The 18,575-nt window shown below is 62.5% G+C and carries 15 protein-coding genes and 1 pseudogene; 10 read left to right on the forward strand and 6 right to left on the reverse strand.

Annotated features, from left to right (window positions below):
- Positions 1 to 65 precede the first annotated feature (65 nt).
- Positions 66 to 1,082: pseudogene (locus AAZU54_RS07210) on the reverse strand (HAMP domain-containing protein); the annotation flags it as partial.
- Positions 1,083 to 1,251: 169 nt separating this feature from the next.
- Here AAZU54_RS07210 and AAZU54_RS07215 point away from each other — a divergent pair.
- Positions 1,252 to 2,727 carry a helicase HerA-like domain-containing protein gene (locus AAZU54_RS07215; RefSeq protein WP_186553936.1) on the forward strand — a complete coding sequence of 492 codons (1,476 nt, stop codon included), beginning with the start codon at positions 1,252 to 1,254 and terminating at the stop codon, positions 2,725 to 2,727.
- Positions 2,728 to 2,860: 133 nt separating this feature from the next.
- Here AAZU54_RS07215 and AAZU54_RS07220 read toward each other — a convergent pair whose 3' ends face one another.
- The gene (locus AAZU54_RS07220; RefSeq protein WP_186553937.1) at positions 2,861 to 4,333 is read right to left on the reverse strand and encodes an inorganic phosphate transporter; all 1,473 of its coding nucleotides are present in this window, start codon (positions 4,331 to 4,333) and stop codon (positions 2,861 to 2,863) included.
- Between the two features lie 302 nt (positions 4,334 to 4,635).
- A complete protein-coding gene (locus AAZU54_RS07225; protein WP_186553938.1) occupies positions 4,636 to 4,836 on the reverse strand; it encodes a hypothetical protein in 201 nt (66 codons plus the stop codon).
- A gap of 565 nt (positions 4,837 to 5,401) precedes the next feature.
- Here AAZU54_RS07225 and pcaR point away from each other — a divergent pair.
- The 9 genes from pcaR to pcaC all read left to right on the forward strand — a co-directional run bounded on the left by pcaR (position 5,402) and on the right by pcaC (position 15,125).
- The gene (gene pcaR, locus AAZU54_RS07230) at positions 5,402 to 6,271 is read left to right on the forward strand and encodes a pca regulon transcriptional regulator PcaR (protein ID WP_186553939.1); all 870 of its coding nucleotides are present in this window, start codon (positions 5,402 to 5,404) and stop codon (positions 6,269 to 6,271) included.
- A 427-nt stretch (positions 6,272 to 6,698) separates the two neighbouring features.
- Positions 6,699 to 8,045: an MFS transporter gene (locus AAZU54_RS07235; RefSeq protein WP_186553940.1), complete on the forward strand. Its 1,347-nt coding sequence runs from the start codon at positions 6,699 to 6,701 to the stop codon at positions 8,043 to 8,045.
- Positions 8,046 to 8,236: 191 nt separating this feature from the next.
- Positions 8,237 to 9,097: a CoA transferase subunit A gene (locus AAZU54_RS07240; protein WP_186553941.1), complete on the forward strand. Its 861-nt coding sequence runs from the start codon at positions 8,237 to 8,239 to the stop codon at positions 9,095 to 9,097.
- The gene (locus AAZU54_RS07245; RefSeq protein ID WP_186553942.1) at positions 9,094 to 9,873 is read left to right on the forward strand and encodes a CoA-transferase subunit beta; all 780 of its coding nucleotides are present in this window, start codon (positions 9,094 to 9,096) and stop codon (positions 9,871 to 9,873) included. The genes AAZU54_RS07240 and AAZU54_RS07245 overlap by 4 nt, the downstream gene beginning before the upstream one ends.
- Positions 9,870 to 11,075 (forward strand): 3-oxoadipyl-CoA thiolase, encoded by a 1,206-nt coding sequence (gene pcaF / locus AAZU54_RS07250; protein WP_312155405.1) that lies wholly within the window; start codon positions 9,870 to 9,872, stop codon positions 11,073 to 11,075. The genes AAZU54_RS07245 and pcaF overlap by 4 nt, the downstream gene beginning before the upstream one ends.
- A gap of 171 nt (positions 11,076 to 11,246) precedes the next feature.
- Positions 11,247 to 12,536: an MFS family transporter gene (locus tag AAZU54_RS07255; RefSeq protein ID WP_186553943.1), complete on the forward strand. Its 1,290-nt coding sequence runs from the start codon at positions 11,247 to 11,249 to the stop codon at positions 12,534 to 12,536.
- A gap of 9 nt (positions 12,537 to 12,545) precedes the next feature.
- Positions 12,546 to 13,910, forward strand: coding sequence for a 3-carboxy-cis,cis-muconate cycloisomerase (locus AAZU54_RS07260; RefSeq protein WP_186553944.1), 1,365 nt, complete (start codon positions 12,546 to 12,548; stop codon positions 13,908 to 13,910).
- Between the two features lie 11 nt (positions 13,911 to 13,921).
- The gene (pcaD, locus tag AAZU54_RS07265) at positions 13,922 to 14,713 is read left to right on the forward strand and encodes a 3-oxoadipate enol-lactonase (protein WP_405129546.1); all 792 of its coding nucleotides are present in this window, start codon (positions 13,922 to 13,924) and stop codon (positions 14,711 to 14,713) included.
- A gap of 10 nt (positions 14,714 to 14,723) precedes the next feature.
- Positions 14,724 to 15,125: a 4-carboxymuconolactone decarboxylase gene (gene pcaC, locus AAZU54_RS07270; protein WP_186553946.1), complete on the forward strand. Its 402-nt coding sequence runs from the start codon at positions 14,724 to 14,726 to the stop codon at positions 15,123 to 15,125.
- A 105-nt stretch (positions 15,126 to 15,230) separates the two neighbouring features.
- Here the strand turns inward: pcaC and AAZU54_RS07275 are convergent, their stop codons facing one another.
- From AAZU54_RS07275 to AAZU54_RS07285, 3 genes are all read right to left on the reverse strand, one after another.
- Positions 15,231 to 15,755: a DUF962 domain-containing protein gene (locus AAZU54_RS07275; protein WP_405129545.1), complete on the reverse strand. Its 525-nt coding sequence runs from the start codon at positions 15,753 to 15,755 to the stop codon at positions 15,231 to 15,233.
- A gap of 100 nt (positions 15,756 to 15,855) precedes the next feature.
- Positions 15,856 to 16,815, reverse strand: a complete 960-nt coding sequence (locus AAZU54_RS07280; RefSeq protein ID WP_186553948.1) for a LysR family transcriptional regulator — start codon at positions 16,813 to 16,815, stop codon at positions 15,856 to 15,858.
- A gap of 162 nt (positions 16,816 to 16,977) precedes the next feature.
- Positions 16,978 to 18,231 carry an OprD family porin gene (locus AAZU54_RS07285; protein WP_186553949.1) on the reverse strand — a complete coding sequence of 418 codons (1,254 nt, stop codon included), beginning with the start codon at positions 18,229 to 18,231 and terminating at the stop codon, positions 16,978 to 16,980.
- Between the last annotated feature and the right edge of the window lie 344 nt (positions 18,232 to 18,575).

Raw genomic sequence — 18,575 nt, forward strand, 5'->3', positions numbered from 1 at the left:
AACGCCACCTCGTTGACTTGCTCGGTGGCCGAGGACACTTCGCGGATCGAGCCGTGGATACGCTCGACGAACCGGTTGAAGGCGCTGCCGAGGATGCCGAATTCATCCTGGCTATGGATGGTCAGGCGCTTGGTCAGGTCGCCTTCGCCCTGGGCGATGTCTTCCATGGCGCGGGTCATGGTCAGCAACGGTTGCATCAAGACCCGGATCAGCAGGCCAAGCAGGCCGATGATGATCACCACCGCCACTACAGTGGCGATCACCGCCGAGGTGCGGAAGGTACTGAGCATCGAGAAGGCTTTGTCTTTGTCTACCGACAGGCCGATGTACCAGTTGGCCGAAGGCAGGCCCTTGATCGGGGTGAAGGTCAATAGGCGCGTCTGGCCGTCGGCTTGCACTTCGGTCAGCTCACCGGAGAGTTTCGGCGTATTGTGCGGGAACTGGTCGGCCAGCGATTTCATCACCAGGTCTTTGTCCGGGTGGACCAGGATCTTGCCTTGGTCATTGACCAGGAAGGCGTAGCCCATGCCGCCAAAGTTCAGCGAGTTGATGATTTCGACCAAGCCGTCGAGGGCCAGGTCGCCACCGACCACGCCAACCGAGCTGGACACCTTGCTGAGAATGCCGATGACCATCTTGTTGGTGGTCAGGTCGATGTAGGGTTCGGTAAGAATCGCACCGCTGGCATTCATGCCGTCCTTGTACCAGGGGCGGGTGCGCGGGTCGTAGCCGTCGGGCATCTGCGAGTCCGGACGGACGCTGAAGCCACCGTCGACCTTACCCAGATAAACAGTGAGGAAGCTTGAGATCAGCGCGTTCTGGCCCATCAGTGTTTCGGCGTTGCTCGGCTGCTGGGCGATGTTCTGCGCCAGGTTCTCGACCAACTTGATGCGACCATCGAACAGGTTGCGGATGTTGGTCGAAGTGGACTTACCCATTTCAGCCAGATAATTCTCCAGGTCCTGGCGAATCGCATTACGCTGGAGGTAATCGTTGTAGAGAGTGAAGAGGCTGAAGGCGAGCATCACGATCAGTGAGGCGGCCAAGAGGATCTTATGGCTGAAACGTAGGCTTTTGTTCATGGCGTAATCGGTTCCGCTAAGGTATTTATCGGGTCGTTCGCACAAAGAGCTGGTAAACAGTGCAACAAGTCCCGCTAGTCCTTTTTTGGGATGTTCCTGTCTTAAGGGTGAATATCACCCAGAGATATCGGCCGTTATCGGGCAAAGCTTGAGCAGAGGATGAAACAAGATGTCGGATTCTTCGCAAATAGTTGTAGGAGCAGGCCCTGATGGCCAGCCTGTCAGCCAAGCCATGCGCCTGGCCAACCGACATGGCTTGGTGGCAGGCGCGACGGGGACCGGCAAGACCGTGACCTTGCAGCACCTGGCCGAGGTGTTCAGTGATGCTGGGGTGGCGGTCTTTGCCGCCGATGTAAAGGGCGACTTGTGCGGCCTGGGCGCGGCAGGCGCGCCGCAGGGCAAGGTGGCCGAGCGAATCGCTGGCATGCCGTGGTTGGGCCATACCCCCAAAGCGTATCCGGTGACCTTGTGGGATATCGCCGGACAGTCGGGTCATCCATTGCGCACCACCCTCAGCGAAATGGGGCCGCTGCTGCTGGGCAACTTGCTCGAGCTGACCGACAGCCAGCAGGCGGCACTGTACGCGGCGTTCAAGGTGGCCGACCGCGATGGCCTGTTGCTGCTCGATCTGAAAGACCTCAAGGCCCTGCTCAACCATCTCAAAGACAACCCGCAGGTGCTCGGCGAAGACAGCGCGTTGATGACCAGTGGCTCGACCCAGGCGCTACTGCGGCGTCTGGCGACCCTGGAGCAGCAGGGCGCCGAAGCGCTGTTCGGTGAGCCGGCGCTGCAGCTTGAGGACCTGTTGCAGCCTGATGCTCAAGGGCGCGGGCGCATACATCTGCTCGATGCCAGCCGCTTGGTGCACGAAGCGCCGAAGGTGTACGCGACCTTCCTGCTGTGGTTGCTGGCCGAATTGTTCGAGCAACTGCCAGAACGTGGCGATGCTGACAAACCGGTGCTGGCGCTGTTCTTCGATGAAGCGCACTTGTTGTTCAATGACACGCCCAAGGCCCTGCAGGATCGCTTGGAGCAAGTCGTGCGCTTGATTCGCTCCAAGGGCGTTGGGGTGTACTTCGTTACCCAGTCGCCAGGTGATTTGCCCGATGCGGTACTGGCCCAGTTGGGCTTGCGTATTCAGCATGGGTTGCGGGCGTTCACCGCCAAGGAGCAGAAGTCGCTCAAGGCTGTGGCCGATGGCTTTCGGCCTAACCCTGCCTTCGATTCGCTGGCCGTGCTCACTGAACTTGGGATTGGCGAGGCGTTGGTCGGCACGCTCGAAGACAGAGGTACGCCGGCGATGGTCCAGCGCGTTTTGATCGCGCCACCGCAGTCGCGCATCGGACCGTTGACTGCGGCCGAGCGCAGTGCGCTGGTGGCCTCTTCGTCGTTGATTGGCCGCTATGACAAACCGATCGATCGCGAGTCGGCGTACGAGATGCTCACCCAGCGCAAGGGCGAGCCGGTGGAGCCGGCGCCGCAGCCTAAAGTCGAGCAAGACAGCTTTGCCGACAAGGCTGGCGAGTTCTTGCAGGGCGCGGCGGGGCAGGCGATCAAGTCGGCGGTGCGCCAGGCGGCGAATCAGTTGGGCCGGCAGTTGGTGCGAGGGTTGATGGGCTCGTTGCTGGGTGGCAAGCGGCGCTGACGATGTCTGCGTGCTGCTCGTACTAGCGTGTGGGCTTGCTGAGGCTATCGCGGGGCAAGCCCGCTCCCACGTTTTGTCATGTGTACGAAAAAAGGCGCCCGAAGGCGCCTTTTTCACATTACTGCACAGCGACTCAGCTAATCGCCTTGGTCGCCAGCCAGAACAACCCGGCAGACAGGCCCACGGTGGCCGGCAGGGTCAGTACCCAGGCCAGCAGAATGGTCCTGACGGTGCCGCCTTGCAGGCCGCTCTTGTTCGCCACCATGGTACCGGCGACACCCGACGACAATACGTGGGTAGTCGATACCGGCAGGCTGAACACGTTGGCCATGCCGATGGCGCACGCCGCCGTGATCTGTGCCGACATGCCTTGGGCATAAGTCATGCCTTGCTTGCCGATCTTCTCGCCAACGGTCAGTACCACGCGCTTCCAGCCCACCATGGTACCCAGGCCCAAGGCCAGGGCGACGGCCACGATTACCCAGAACGGTGCATATTCGGTGGTGGCGGTCAGGTCTTTGCGCAGTTTTTCCAGGTCGGCCTTCTCGCGCGGCTCAAGGCCCGGCAGCTTGCCAACCTTCTTCGCCGTGTCGTCCAGGCACAGCAGGTAACGACGCACTTCCACACGCTTCTCGGCGTTCAGGTCGCGGTAGTCGGTGACGCCTTTAAGCGAAGACTGCAATGCGGCAATGGTCGGCTCGGTCTGCTGCGGATTGCAGCTGAACTGCTCTGGCAGGTCGCTGGACTTGGCTTTGCCCAGGGCCAGGTACTCGCCCAGGGTCGCTTCGTTGCGCTGGTAGAACTGGCTCAGGTGCAGGGTAGCGTCGCGGGTGCGCTCGATCTGGTAAGTGGTGCTGTTCAGGTCGAGGACAAACTTGGCCGGAACGATACCGATCAGTACCAGCATGATCAGGCCGATGCCTTTCTGGCCATCGTTGGAGCCGTGCACGAAGCTGACGCCCATGGCCGAGATCACCAGCACCAGACGGTTCCAGAACGGCGGGTGCTTCTTGTCGTCGAGCTTGCGCCGTTGCTCTGGGGTCTTGTGCATCTTCGACAGCGGGCGCCACCACTTCAGGCCCAGCAGGACCAGCGCGGCAACGGCAAAGCCGGCCATTGGCGAGAGCACCAGCGACATGCCGATGTCGATCGCCTTCTGCCAGTTGACGCCATCACCCAGCGGGATGTCGCTGATCAGCGCATTGGCCAGGCCCACACCGAGGATCGAGCCGATCAGGGTGTGCGAGCTGGACGCGGGGATGCCGAAGTACCAGGTGCCCAGGTTCCAGGTGATGGCCGCGGCCAGCAACGAGAAGACCATGGCCAGGCCGTGACCGGTGTTCACATTGATCAGCAGTTCGACCGGCAGCAGGTGGACGATGGCATAGGCCACGCCAACGCCGCCGAGCAAAACCCCGAGGAAATTGAACACGCCGGAGAAGAACACGGCCAGGTGCGGTGGCATGGCTTTGGTATAGATGACAGTGGCTACCGCGTTAGCGGTGTCATGAAAGCCATTGATGAACTCGAATGCGAGCACGAAGGTCAGTGCGAGCACCAAGCTCACCACTACCCAGGCATCCAGTCCGCTGAATAAATCGATCATGAAGGTTTTCTGGCGGTCGTAGGGGGGCCGGATTATGCCAGAAAACCTTGGCAATCGATGCACCCCCGACAGACCGATGGTGTCTTCAGGCGGTTAGCAAACCCGTGGCAATAGCAGGCTTTCGGCAACATTAATGCCGATAAAAATCGCCAATTTCGGCAAAATGGTGCGATTTTTCGAAATTTATCAGGCGCAAGAGGCATTCAAACGGTCGTATGAAATTTGTGTAATTCCATTTCATGCGCGTCATTTGAGTAACGATCTGTCAGCCGCTTGGCCTAGTCACATGCCGGGCCGTAGCGTCAGGATTCGTCGCTGCGCAAATCCTTTTCCATCTTTTCCAGTTCCTGGGCGAATACCTGGTCCTGGACGGTGGCTCGCTTGCGCCACGGTTTGCGTTCCGGCTCCGGTTGCGCCGCATACGTGGTGACTTCACCACCATAAACATCCTTGTAACGTTCAGCCTGGCGCTCGAGTTCTGCGCGCAGTTCATCTTTCGTCACAGTAGTACCTGAATAGTATGAGAGTTGGCTCCGGCTCGGCATGCAAAGTTACGCATGCGGCTACGCAACCAGAGCGAAATCGCTGTCGCAGCAACAGTGGTCCAAAAGGTGCGAAGGCACTTGATCAAACCGTAACAGTTTTAAGCTGTTCACCTGGCGAACTGGCAAACACCCTATGCAAAGAGACAGTTGGGGCTAACGCCTACGTGTTGATCACGGCCAGCAGACTGATTATAGCAATCGGCAACTCATCGATCATCGCTCTTTACGGGTAACTGACACAAGCACTCAAAGTTGTTCATACGACTATCGACTCGGCTAGCGAATCGGTCAGAAGTTTGAGTTGAGCGGGTGCAGAAAGTTCGCTGGAACGCGAGGGGAGGTAAAACGGCCTCGTGGTGACGAGGCCGTGCCTGGGGACTTCTACGGTGGGTACCTGACCAGTCTCTCCAAAGAAGCCACATGTGGCATGAGAAAGGTATAAGCAAAAGTGTCAGCGGTCAATTGCGATTATCGGCCGTTCGTTCGATAATCGCACGAACGACAGATTTTTTTGAGGTCAGCCATGAGCGACGAAAACCTGCCCAAGGACGCCCCGGTACAGGAAAGAGCCAGTTCCCCCGCAATGGCGCCTCCGATCGTGGCGTCGCCCGCCAAGCGCATTCAGGCGTTCACTGGCGATCCGGACTTCATGACCTCTCTGGCCCGGGGACTTGCGGTCATCCAGGCGTTCCAGGAGCGCAAACGCCACCTGACCATCGCCCAGATCAGCCACCGCACCGAGATCCCTCGCGCAGCCGTGCGGCGATGCCTGCATACCTTGATAAAGTTGGGTTATGCCACGACCAACGGTCGTACCTACTCATTGCTGCCCAAGGTTTTGACCCTGGGCCATGCCTACCTGTCGTCGACGCCGTTGGCGGTCTCGGCGCAGCCTTATCTGGATCGCATCAGTGACCAACTGCATGAGGCGGCCAACATGGCCACCCTGGAAGGTGATGACATCCTTTATATAGCGCGTTCGGCCACGGTGGAGCGGCTTATCTCGGTCGATTTGTCGGTCGGTGGTCGGCTGCCGGCCTATTGCACCTCGATGGGGCGCATTCTGCTGGCGGCGTTGGATGACACCAGCCTGCGCGAATACCTCGACCGTGCCGACCTCAAGGCGCGTACCAGCCGTACCCTGCATGATCCGGAGTCGCTGTTTGCCTGCATCCAGCAGGTGCGGGCCCAGGGTTGGTGTGTGGTTGACCAGGAATTGGAACAGGGCCTGCGCTCAATTGCCGTGCCGATCTATGACGCCTCGGGCCAGGTGCTGGCGGCGTTGAACGTCAGTACCCATGTCGGGCGGGTGACTCGCAGTGAGCTGGAGCAGCGGTTTTTGCCGATCCTGTTGGCTTCCAGCCGGGACCTGTGCACCCAGCTGTTCGGATAAGCGCTACGTCGGCGCGGCTGCGGATGTTGGCTACGTGGGAGCGGGCTTGTCCCGCGATAGCGGCTGCGCGATCAATAACGCTATCGCGGGGCAAGCCCGCTCCCACGCTAGCCGACATCTGCGCTCGAACTGCTGCAGTCGACTGCACACACTGATGTTGTTCGATAAACGCACAAACTCGTCTCCACCGAATTGCGCAGCGCCGGCCCGCTGATTAATGTCTTTCGCAACGGTCGGCTTTGCCGACCGAACAAGAACAACATGCGAGAGGCACACCCCATGACCACTGTCCTTTCTGTGCTGCGGCCGCACCCGCACGCAGTACCGTTGTATCCAGGCTGACGCACGGCCATAACTCCCGACCCTCGATACCTGCGCAGCCACTTGCGTCAGGATCCTGCCTGCGCCGCTTTCCTGGATAACAACAATGAACAAACCGCAAACCACTGTCGGCAATTGTCTCGACGTCCAATCGTTCATCAATGATCAGCCGCTGTCGCGCTACCAATGGCGGGTGGTGATCCTGTGTTTTTTGATCGTATTCCTCGATGGCCTGGACACCGCGGCCATGGGCTTCATTGCTCCGGCGCTATCCCAGGAATGGGGTATCGACCGCGCCAGCCTCGGCCCGGTGATGAGTGCCGCGCTGATCGGCATGGTGTTTGGCGCATTGGGTTCCGGCCCATTGGCCGACCGCTTCGGCCGTAAAGGTGTGCTGGTTGGCGCGGTGCTGGTGTTCGGCGGTTTTAGCCTGGCCTCGGCCTATGCCACCAATGTCGACCAACTGCTGGTACTGCGTTTTCTCACTGGACTGGGCCTGGGTGCCGGCATGCCCAATGCCACCACCTTGCTCTCCGAGTACACCCCGGAACGACTCAAGTCGCTGTTGGTGACCAGCATGTTCTGCGGCTTCAACCTCGGCATGGCCGGTGGCGGCTTCATCTCGGCCAAGCTGATCCCGGCCTATGGCTGGCACAGCCTGCTGGTGATTGGCGGTGTGCTGCCGCTGCTGCTGGCGGTGGTGCTGCTGGTGTGGCTGCCGGAATCGGCGCGGTTCTTGGTGGTGCGCAATCGCGGCACCGACAAGGTGCGCAAAACCCTGGCGCCGATCGCCCCTGCCGTGGTCGCCCAGGCTGCCAGTTTCAGTGTGCCTGAGCAGAAGGCGGTGGCAGCGCGCAACGTGTTTGCGGTGATCTTCTCTGGCACATACGGCCTGGGCACGATGTTGCTGTGGCTGACCTACTTCATGGGCCTGGTGATCGTCTATCTGCTGACCAGCTGGCTGCCGACGCTGATGCGCGACAGTGGCGCGAGCATGGAGGAGGCCGCTTTCATCGGCGCACTGTTCCAGTTCGGCGGCGTGCTTAGCGCAGTCGCGGTGGGCTGGGCGATGGACCGCTTCAACCCGCACAAGGTCATCGGCCTGTTCTACCTGCTGGCCGGGGTATTCGCCTACGCCGTGGGGCAGAGCCTGGGCAACATGACCCTGCTTGCCACCCTGGTGCTGGTGGCCGGCATGTGCGTGAACGGTGCGCAGTCGGCCATGCCGTCGCTGGCGGCGCGGTTCTACCCGACCCAGGGACGCGCCACCGGCGTGTCGTGGATGCTCGGCATTGGTCGCTTTGGCGCCATTCTCGGTGCTTGGAGTGGGGCGACCTTGCTCGGGCTGGGTTGGAATTTCGAACAGGTGCTGACTGCGTTGTTGGTGCCGGCGGCGTTGGCGACCGTGGGCGTGATCGTCAAGGGCTTGGTGAGTCACGCTGACGCGACCTGACTCTGCAAACCACAACGACTCTGTAGGCGCGGGGCAAGCCCGCTCCCGCAGGGGTTGAGGGTCTTGGGGTGAATGGATAGCACGATAACAAATGGTTCGATAATCGCACAAGTAATCGATTATCGGATTGTGCGCCACCCTCCAGTCTCCTTAATCTGAGCTCAACGCAGCACCCTGACCAGGAGTCTCCAATGGCAGCAATCCTCTCGCTTCACGAGGCCGTGAAGCAATTCATCCAGGACGGCGACACCGTCGCCCTCGAAGGCTTCACCCACCTGATCCCGACCGCAGCCGGCCACGAGATCATCCGCCAGGGCAAGCGCGACCTGACCCTGGTGCGCATGACCCCGGACCTGATCTACGACCAATTGATCGGCGCCGGCTGCGCCAGCAAGCTGATCTTCTCCTGGGGTGGTAACCCAGGCGTCGGGTCGCTGCACCGCCTGCGCGATGCGGTCGAGAAGCACTGGCCGCATGCGATCGAGATCGAAGAGCACAGCCACGCGGACTTGGCCAACGCCTATGTCGCGGGTGCCTCGGGCCTGCCGTTCGCGGTGCTGCGCGCCTACGCCGGTTCCGACCTGCCCAAGGTCAACCCGCTGATCAAGAGCGTCACTTGCCCGTTCACCGGCGAAGTGCTCGCTGCCGTGCCGTCGGTGCGCCCGGATGTGACCGTGATCCACGCGCAGAAGGCCGACCGCAAAGGCAACGTGCTGCTGTGGGGCATTCTCGGTGTGCAGAAAGAAGCGGCCCTGGCGGCCAAACGGTGCATCGTCACCGTCGAGGAAATCGTCGACGACCTGCAAGCGCCAATGAACGCCTGTGTGCTGCCGACCTGGGCGCTGTCGGCGGTGTGCCTGGTGCCGGGTGGCGCCCACCCGTCCTATGCCCATGGCTACTACGAGCGCGACAACCGCTTCTACCAGGCCTGGGACCCGATTGCCCGTGACCGTGAGTCGTTCACCGCCTGGATCGATAGCTACATCCGCGGCACCGCCGACTTCAATGAATTCAAGGCCAAGCTGGCCAGCACTGCGGAGGCCGCGCAATGAGCTACTCCACTTCCGAAATGATGACTGTCGCCGCTGCCCGTCGCCTGCGCAACGGTGCGGTCTGCTTCGTCGGTATCGGCCTGCCGTCCAAGGCTGCCAACCTGGCGCGCCTGACCTCGTCGCCCGACGTCGTGCTGATCTATGAATCTGGCCCGATTGGCGCCAAGCCGAGCGTGCTGCCGCTGTCGATCGGCGACGGCGAGCTGGCGGAAACCGCCGACACCGTGGTGCCGACCGGCGAAATTTTCCGCTACTGGCTGCAGGGCGGACGCATCGACGTGGGCTTCCTCGGCGCCGCCCAGGTCGACCGCTTCGGCAACATCAATACCACCGTGGTCGGTGACTACCACGCCCCGCGCACCCGTTTGCCGGGTGCCGGTGGTGCGCCGGAAATCGCCGGTTCCGCCAAGCAAGTGCTGATCATCCTCAAGCAATCGCCACGCGCGTTTGTCGACAAGCTGGACTTCATCACCTCGGTCGGCCACGGCGAGGGTGGCGACTCGCGTAAACGCCTGGGCCTGCCTGGTGAAGGCCCGGTCGGCATCATCACCGACCTGTGCATCATGGAGCCGGAAGCCGGCACCCACGAATTCGTGGTCACCTCGATTCACCCTGGTGTGACCCGCGAACAGATCATTGCCGCCACCGGCTGGGCGATCCGCTTTGCCGATGACGTGCAGACCACCGCCGCGCCAAACGAGGTCGAGCTGACCGCGCTGCGTGATCTTGAACAGCGCACCGCTGCCGCCCACGGCCAGAAGCCAGGAGAAGCCTGATGCGTGACGTGTTCATCTGTGATGCCATTCGCACCCCGATCGGCCGCTTCGGCGGCGCCCTGGCCGGCGTGCGCGCCGATGACCTGGCAGCAGTGCCGCTCAAGGCGCTGATCGAGCGTAACCCGTCGGTGCAGTGGGATCAGGTCGACGAAGTGTTCTTCGGCTGCGCCAACCAGGCCGGCGAAGACAACCGCAACGTCGCGCGCATGGCCCTGCTGCTGGCGGGCCTGCCCGAGAGCATTCCTGGGGTGACCCTCAACCGCCTGTGCGCTTCGGGTATGGATGCAATTGGCACGGCGTTTCGCGCCATTGCCAGTGGCGAGATGGAGCTGGCGATTGCCGGTGGTGTCGAGTCGATGTCGCGCGCGCCGTTCGTCATGGGCAAGGCCGAGAGTGGTTACTCGCGCAACATGAAGCTTGAGGACACCACCATCGGTTGGCGTTTCATCAACCCGCTGATGAAGAGCCAGTACGGCGTCGACTCGATGCCCGAGACGGCCGACAACGTCGCTGACGACTATCAGGTTTCCCGCGCGGATCAAGACGCCTTCGCCCTGCGCAGCCAGCAAAAGGCAGCAGCGGCGCAGGCTGCAGGTTTCTTCGCGCAAGAGATCGTGCCAGTGCGCATTGCCCACAAGAAGGGCGAGACCGTGGTCGAGCACGACGAGCACCTGCGCCCGGATACCACCCTCGAAGCACTGAGCAAACTCAAGCCAGTCAACGGCCCGGACAAGACCGTCACTGCGGGCAACGCCTCGGGCGTCAACGACGGCGCCGCCGCGTTGATCCTGGCGTCGGCAGACGCGGTGAAGAAACATGGCTTGACCCCGCGGGCACGGGTTCTGGGCATGGCCAGTGGCGGTGTCGCGCCGCGAGTGATGGGCATCGGCCCGGTGCCGGCAGTGCGCAAACTGACCGAGCGCCTGGGCGTTGCCGTGGCCGACTTCGACGTGATCGAACTCAACGAAGCGTTCGCCAGCCAAGGCTTGGCAGTGCTGCGCGAGTTGGGTGTGGCCGATGACGCACCGCAGGTAAACCCCAATGGTGGCGCGATTGCCCTGGGCCATCCGTTGGGCATGAGCGGCGCACGGCTGGTGCTGACTGCGCTGCATCAGTTGGAGAAAAGCGGTGGGCGTAAGGGCCTGGCGACCATGTGCGTAGGTGTTGGCCAAGGGCTGGCGCTGGCCATAGAGCGGGTTTGAGCAGCTCTGGCCGCATCGCGGGGCAAGCCCGCTGCCACGGGAACCACTATCCCGTGGGAGCGGGCTTGCCCCGCGATGGGGCTTGCAAAACCCGACCATGGCCGGGTAGCGGAACGAGAGTGTAACTGGGTATGTCTAGACTCTCAGTGACCCTCCAGGAGTAAAACCACCATGACCTCAACCTATTACACCGGCGAAGAACGCTCCAAGCGCATCTTCGCTATCGTCGGTGCCTCTTCAGGCAACCTGGTGGAATGGTTCGACTTCTACGTCTACGCCTTCTGCGCCATCTATTTCGCCCCGGCGTTCTTTCCCTCCGACAACCCGACCGTGCAATTGCTCAATACCGCAGGCGTATTCGCCGCGGGCTTCTTGATGCGCCCCATCGGTGGCTGGATCTTCGGTCGCCTGGCTGACCGTCATGGGCGCAAGAATTCGCTGATGGTCTCGGTGCTGATGATGTGCTTCGGCTCGCTGATCATCGCCTGCCTGCCGACCTACTCCAGCATCGGTGCCTGGGCGCCGGCGCTGCTGCTGTTGGCGCGCCTGATCCAGGGTCTGTCGGTGGGTGGCGAATACGGCACCACCGCTACCTACATGAGTGAAGTCGCCTTGCGCGGCCAGCGCGGTTTCTTCGCCTCGTTCCAGTACGTCACCCTGATCGGCGGCCAGTTGCTGGCGGTGTTGGTGGTGGTGATCCTGCAGCAGTTGCTCAGCGAAGAAGAACTGCGTGCCTGGGGCTGGCGCATTCCGTTCGTGGTGGGTGCCGTCGCTGCCCTGATCTCGCTGATGCTGCGCCGTTCGCTGAAAGAAACCAGCAGCGCCGAAACCCGCCAGGACAAAGACGCCGGCAGTGTCAGCGGCTTGTTCCGCAACCACGCTGCGGCGTTCATCACCGTCCTGGGCTACACCGCTGGCGGATCGCTGATCTTCTACACCTTCACCACCTACATGCAGAAATATCTGGTCAACACCGCCGGGATGCCCGCCAAGGACGCCAGTTTCGTCATGACCGGCGCGCTGTTCCTGTTCATGATCCTGCAGCCGTTGTTCGGCATGCTCTCCGACCGCATTGGCCGGCGTAACTCGATGCTCCTGTTCGGCGCTTTGGGCACTGTCTTCACCGTGCCGCTGCTGATGGCGCTGAAGACCGTGACCAGCCCATTCATGGCCTTCGTGCTGATTACCCTGGCCTTGTGTATCGTCAGTTTCTACACCTCCATCAGCGGCCTGGTGAAGGCCGAGATGTTCCCGCCGCAAGTGCGCGCCCTGGGCGTGGGCCTGGCCTATGCCGTGGCGAACGCGGTGTTCGGCGGTTCGGCCGAATATGTCGCATTGGGCTTGAAAACCCTGGGGATGGAGAACACCTTCTACTGGTACGTGACCGCCATGATGGCGGTGGCCTTCCTGTTCAGCCTGCGCCTGCCCAAGCAAGCGGCCTACCTGCACCATGATCACTAAGGACTCGCGATGACCCACCGAGCGGACAACCAGCTGTTCGACGCCTACTTCACTGCACCGGCCATGCGCGAGATTTTCTCCGACCGTGGCCGCCTGCAAGGCATGCTCGACTTCGAGGCCGCCCTGGCGCGGGCCGAAGCCGCTGCAGGGTTGGTGCCGCACACTGCGGTGCCGGCCATCGAGGCGGCATGCAAGGCCGAGCGCTATGACGCCCGCGCCCTGGCCGATGCCATCGCCACGGCAGGTAACTCGGCGATTCCGCTGGTCAAGGCGCTGGGCAGGGTGGTCGCCAGCGGCGTACCAGACGCCGAGCGCTACGTGCACCTAGGCGCGACCAGCCAGGACGCCATGGACAGCGGGCTGGTGCTGCAACTGCGCGATGCGCTCGAGCTGATCGAAGCCGATCTGGCCACGTTGGCCGATACCCTGGCCCGCCAGGCCCTGCAACACGCTGACACGCCACTGGTGGGGCGCACCTGGTTGCAGCACGCAACGCCGGTGACCCTGGGGATGAAATTGGCCGGCGTACTCGGCGCCTTGACCCGCCACCGCCAGCGCCTCAAAGAGCTGAGCCCACGCTTGCTCTGCCTGCAATTCGGCGGTGCCTCCGGCAGCCTCGCGGCGCTGGGCAGCAAGGCGCTGCCAGTGGCCGAGGCGCTGGCCGAGCAGCTCAAGCTGAGCCTGCCTGAGCAACCTTGGCATACCCACCGCGATCGCCTGGTGGAGTTCGCCTCGGTGCTGGGGCTGGTGGCGGGCAGCCTGGGCAAGTTCGGCCGCGACATCAGCTTGCTGATGCAGACCGAAGCGGGGGAGGTGTTCGAGCCTTCCGCGCCGGGCAAGGGCGGCTCTTCGACCATGCCGCACAAGCGCAATCCGGTTGGCGCGGCCGTGTTGATCGGCGCCGCCACGCGGGTGCCGGGCCTGTTGTCGACGCTGTTCGCCGCCATGCCCCAGGAGCACGAGCGCAGCCTTGGCCTGTGGCATGCCGAATGGGAAACCTTGCCGGACATCTGCTGCCTGGTGTCTGGCGCGCTGCGCCAGGCCCAGGTGATTGCCGAGGGGATGCAGGTGGATGCCGAACGCATGCGCCGCAACCTCGACCTGACTCAGGGCCTGGTGTTGGCCGAAGCGGTCAGTATCGTCCTGGCCCAGCGCCTGGGCCGCGACCGCGCCCACCATTTGCTGGAGCAGTGCTGCCAGCGCGCTGTCGCTGAGCAGCGCCACCTGCGCGCTGTGCTCGGTGACGAGGCGCAGGTCACTGCCGAGTTGTCCGCGCAGGAGCTCGACCGCCTGCTCGACCCTGCTCATTACCTCGGCCAGGCCCGCGTCTGGGTGGCGCGCGCCGTGGCTGAACATCAACGTTTGACTGCCTGAAGGAGACCGCTGTGGCGCATTTGCAACTGGCCGATGGCGTACTGAATTACCAAATCGATGGTCCGCAGGAGGCCCCGGTGCTGGTGCTGTCCAACTCGCTGGGGACTGACCTTGGCATGTGGGACACGCAGGTAGCGGCCTGGTCCAAGCACTTTCGCGTGCTGCGTTACGACACCCGTGGCCATGGCGGCTCGCTGGTCACCGCCGGCCCCTACAGCATTGCCCAGCTGGGCGCTGACGTGCTGGCGCTGCTGGATGCACTGGACATCGCCAAGGCGCACTTCGTCGGCCTGTCGATGGGCGGGCTGATCGGCCAGTGGCTGGGTATCAACGCAGGCTCACGCCTGCTCAGCTTGACCCTGTGTAACACCGCCGCCAAGATCGGCAGCGATGAGGTGTGGAATACCCGCATCGACACGGTGCTCAAGGGTGGCCGCCAGGCCATGGTCGATTTGCGCGATGCCTCCATTGCCCGCTGGTTCACCCCGGCATTCGCCGAGGCCCACGCCGCCCAGGCCCAGCGCATCACCCAGATGCTGGCGCAGACCTCGCCCGAAGGCTATGCCGCCAACTGTGCGGCGGTGCGCGATGCCGACTACCGCGAGCAACTGAAAGCTATCCAGGTGCCGACCCTGATCGTCGCCGGTACTGCCGATGTGGTCACCACCCCGGAGCATGGACGCTTCATGCAGAACGCGATTGAGGGCGCGCACTACGTAGAGTTCCACGCCGCGCACTTGTCCAATGTCGAGATCGGTGAGCCGTTCACGGCGCGGGTCGTCGATTTTCTGCAGGCTTGCTGAGGAGAACAAGATGGACGAAAAACAACGCTACGACGCGGGCATGCAGGTGCGTCGCGCCGTGCTCGGTGACGCCCACGTGGACCGCAGCCTGGAAAAACTCAACGACTTCAACGGCGAGTTCCAGGAAATGATCACGCGCCACGCCTGGGGGGATATCTGGACCCGCCCAGGGCTGCCACGGCATACCCGCAGCCTGATCACCATTGCCATGCTGATCGGCATGAACCGCAATGACGAGCTCAAGCTGCACCTGCGCGCGGCGGCCAACAATGGCGTGACACGCGAAGAGATCAAGGAAGTGCTGATGCAGAGCGCGATCTATTGCGGGATTCCGGCGGCCAATGCCACTTTCCACCTGGCAGAATCGGTGTGGGATGAGTTGGGGGTCGAGTCGCGTCAGTTACAAGAATAGTTGTTGAGGGTGCTGGCTTCATCGCGGGGCAAGCCCGCTCCCACGCAGTCATCTCAGTGAGGCTGAGGACGTGGGAGCGGGCTTGCCCCGCGATGAGGGCGCAACTTAAACCGCGGCGTTCTTGTGCCTGATCGCCACCGGCCCAGCATTGGCTTCCACGGCTTTTTTCAACTGCGGGCACAGCCCGAGCATGAACGCCGCCTCCGCCACCACGAACAACGGTCCGATGATCAACCCGCTCAGGTCATCGACGAACGCAGGTTTACGCCCCTCGTAATAATGCCCGACAAACTGGATGATCCAGCCCAGCACAAAGGCGCCCAGCCCGGCGCTCAGCCATAGCCCGGTGCTCTGCAGCGCAAGCATCTGCCCCAGCCACAGGCACAACCCCAGCAACAGCCCCATCACCAAGCCAAAGCGCAGATCCAGACGCAGGTAGAACCACACTGAGGCCGCCGCTGCGATCAACGCCGGTGACAGCCACATCCCGGCGACATCCCAACCCGGACGCGATAGCAGAATGGTCACGGCCACGACGATCAGCGGAATGCCGACGAAGTGGGTGGCGATGTTGCGTGGGTCACGGTGGTAGGCGGCGTACTGGCTCAGGTGTTCGACGAGGCTTTTCATTGTTGTTCCTCCTTGGCTGCACCGCTGACAGTGGATCACTGTGTGCAAGCATAGCCCCCCGGCCACAACGCCGGAACCGCGCGCGGTTGATGCTTCATCATCAGCGTGGCGAATGCCCGGCACGCGGCGCGGTGCGTGGCGGCTGCTCGCGCGGCGAAGTGCGCTGATCGAGGCCAATCAAGGTCTCGATCATCGCCCGCGCGGCCGGGGACAGTCGATAGCCACTGCGGCTGACCACGCCACAGCGCACGCTCAGCACTTCCAGGCCCGGTGGCAAATTACGCCAGTGCAGGCGCACCAGGCGGCCGCTGCTCAAGTCGTCGGCCACCGATTCTTCGCTGGCGGTGCCGATCGCATCACTGGCCAGCACCACGCTGCGCAGCACGGCCAGGTGCTCGGTCTGCAAGTGGGGGGTGAAGTCATTGCGCCCACTGAGGTTGGCCAGGCGCTTGCGCACGCCAGGGGCGAGCAGGGCGCTGGCCAGCGGGTAGGCGAACAAGTCATTGGTCGACAGGCTGTCCTTGGCCAGCAACGGATGGCCCGGCCGGCAGAAGAACAGGCCCGGGCGAGGGTTGAGTGGCTCGGTGTGGAAATTGGGGTCGGCTTCGAACGGGCGGATGTCGTCGACGAAAAATTCGATTTGTTCACGGCGCAGGGCTTGGCCGAGGCGTTCGGCGTTGTCGACCAGCAGCGAGGTGCGGATGCCGGGGTGGGCCTCGATGAAGTGCTGCAGGGCATCGGGGACCAGGCGTACGGCCAGCGCCGGGCCGCTGCCAAAATGCAGCTCGCCAGCATCGAGCTTGGTCATCTGCAATACCTCGGTGCTCAATTGCGCAGCGCCCTGCACCAGGCGCCGGGCGTGTTGCAGCACCACCAGGCCTTCAGGAGTTGGGTGCAGGGCCTTGCTGGCGCGGTCTATCAGCGAACAACCGAAGGTTTGCTCCAGGCCCTGGATGGCCCGGCTGAAGGCCGGTTGGGTGATGCCCATGGCCTCGGCGGCGCGGACGAAACTGCGGTATTCGGTAAGGGCGATGAAGTAGCGCAGTTGGCGAAGGTCCATGTCGAGCTCTGCGGCGGGCGGGAGTATCGTTTTTAGCTTTAGTTACATATTCCGTCAATGATGGTTTTGTTTGTTTTTTATATGCTTATTTTATAAGCATAGGCTTTGCTGAATTGGCCGGCCTCATCGCAGGGCGAGTCGCAGCGATGAGGCCGCAACTCACTACAAGAGATTCAGCGGATAGCTGACGATCACCCGGTTTTCATCGAACGAGTTGGTGCTGTAATCCCGGCGCATGGTCGAGTTGCGCCATTTCAGCGACAAGTCCTTGAAGGTGCCCGACTGCACGACATACGCCAGCTCGGTTTCACGCGCCCATTCCTTGCCGTCGTCGACGGTGCTGGTGTGCACATTGTCACCCTTGATATAGCGGTTCATCAGGGTCAGGCCGGGTACGCCCACCGAGACGAAGTTGAAATCATGGCGCACCTGCCAGGAGCGCTCCTTGGCGTTGTCGAAGCTTGAGTTGTAGCTGTCGTTGGCCAGGGTCCCGCCGCTGGTGCCGTTGACCCGCATCCAGGCGTCATCGCCGCTGACTTTCTGCAAGCCTACGTAAAAGGTGTGGCCTTTGTAGCGTGCCGAGAGCATGGCTGAGGCGGTGCGGTTATCCAACTCGCCTGCGCGTTCGGCGCCGTCTTCCTTGCCGATGAAGTAGCCCAGGTTGGCACCCAGGGTCCATTCGCCGAGCGGCTGGCTGTGGCTGAGGTTCAGATACTGCTGGCGGTAGATGTCCTTGAGGCGGGCATCCCACAGGCCGATCAGGGTGCGTTTGTCGTTGAAGGTGTATTCGCCCCCAGCGAAATTGAAGCGGTCGGAGGTGAACGCACTGCGACCGTTGAGCGACATGTCTTCCATGCTCGCGTCATTACGCGGGCTGTTGGCGCGGAACTGGCCGCCGTACAGGGTCAGGCCGTCAATCTCTTTCGAGGTGATCTGGCCGCCCCGGAAGGTTTGCGGCAGCGAGCGGCCGTCGTCCGAGCGCAGGATCGGCAGCACGGGCATCCACTCACCGACCTTCAGTTCGGTCTGCGACAGCTTGGCCTTGAAGGCCACGCCCAGGCGGCCGAAATCATCGGCCGGACGACCGTCATCGTGCACCGGCAGCAGATGGGTGCCAGCGGTACCTTTGCCGCCGTCGAGCTTCACCGAATACAAACCCAGGATGTCCACGCCAAAGCCAACGGTGCCTTGGGTAAACCCGGAACGCGCGTCGAGGATGAAACTCTGGGTCCATTCTTCGGCCTTGCCCTGGGGGTTGGCCGGGTCGACGAAATTGCGGTTGATGTAGAAGTTGCGCAGGTTGAGAGTGGCCTTGGCGTCGTCCAGGAACCCACCGTCGGCGGCGAAGGCGGGCAGGGCGCAGGACATGGCCAACAGGCCGGGCAGCAGCTGGCGTGCGGGTTGCGAAGTGCTCATCTGTCGTGGATCTCTTGTTTTTATTGGGCGAACCGGTGCGCTGCGGGGTGCGGGCCTGCAGGGGCGACGGGGTCTTGATTGGATGAACTTGTGCAACGTTGCGGGGAGAATGGTGCGCGGCACAGCAGGGGCGGGGCAATTCGTCGCAGGCGGTACTGGGCGATAATCGAACGGAATGTTCCAGTCAGTTACTTTTTATTGTCCAGGGTGGCCTCTTCGCGGGGCAAGCCCGCTCCCACGTTGGTCAGACTGAATCCTTCGGGTAGCGTGGGAGCGGGCTTGCCCACGCTTGCCAAGAGATTCTGCTCAGACCAACGTGGGAGCGGGCTTGCCCCGCGATGACT

This window comes from Pseudomonas sp. Je.1.5.c (genome assembly GCF_051129895.1).
In the GTDB taxonomy this organism is placed as follows: Bacteria; Pseudomonadota; Gammaproteobacteria; order Pseudomonadales; family Pseudomonadaceae; genus Aquipseudomonas; species Aquipseudomonas urmiensis.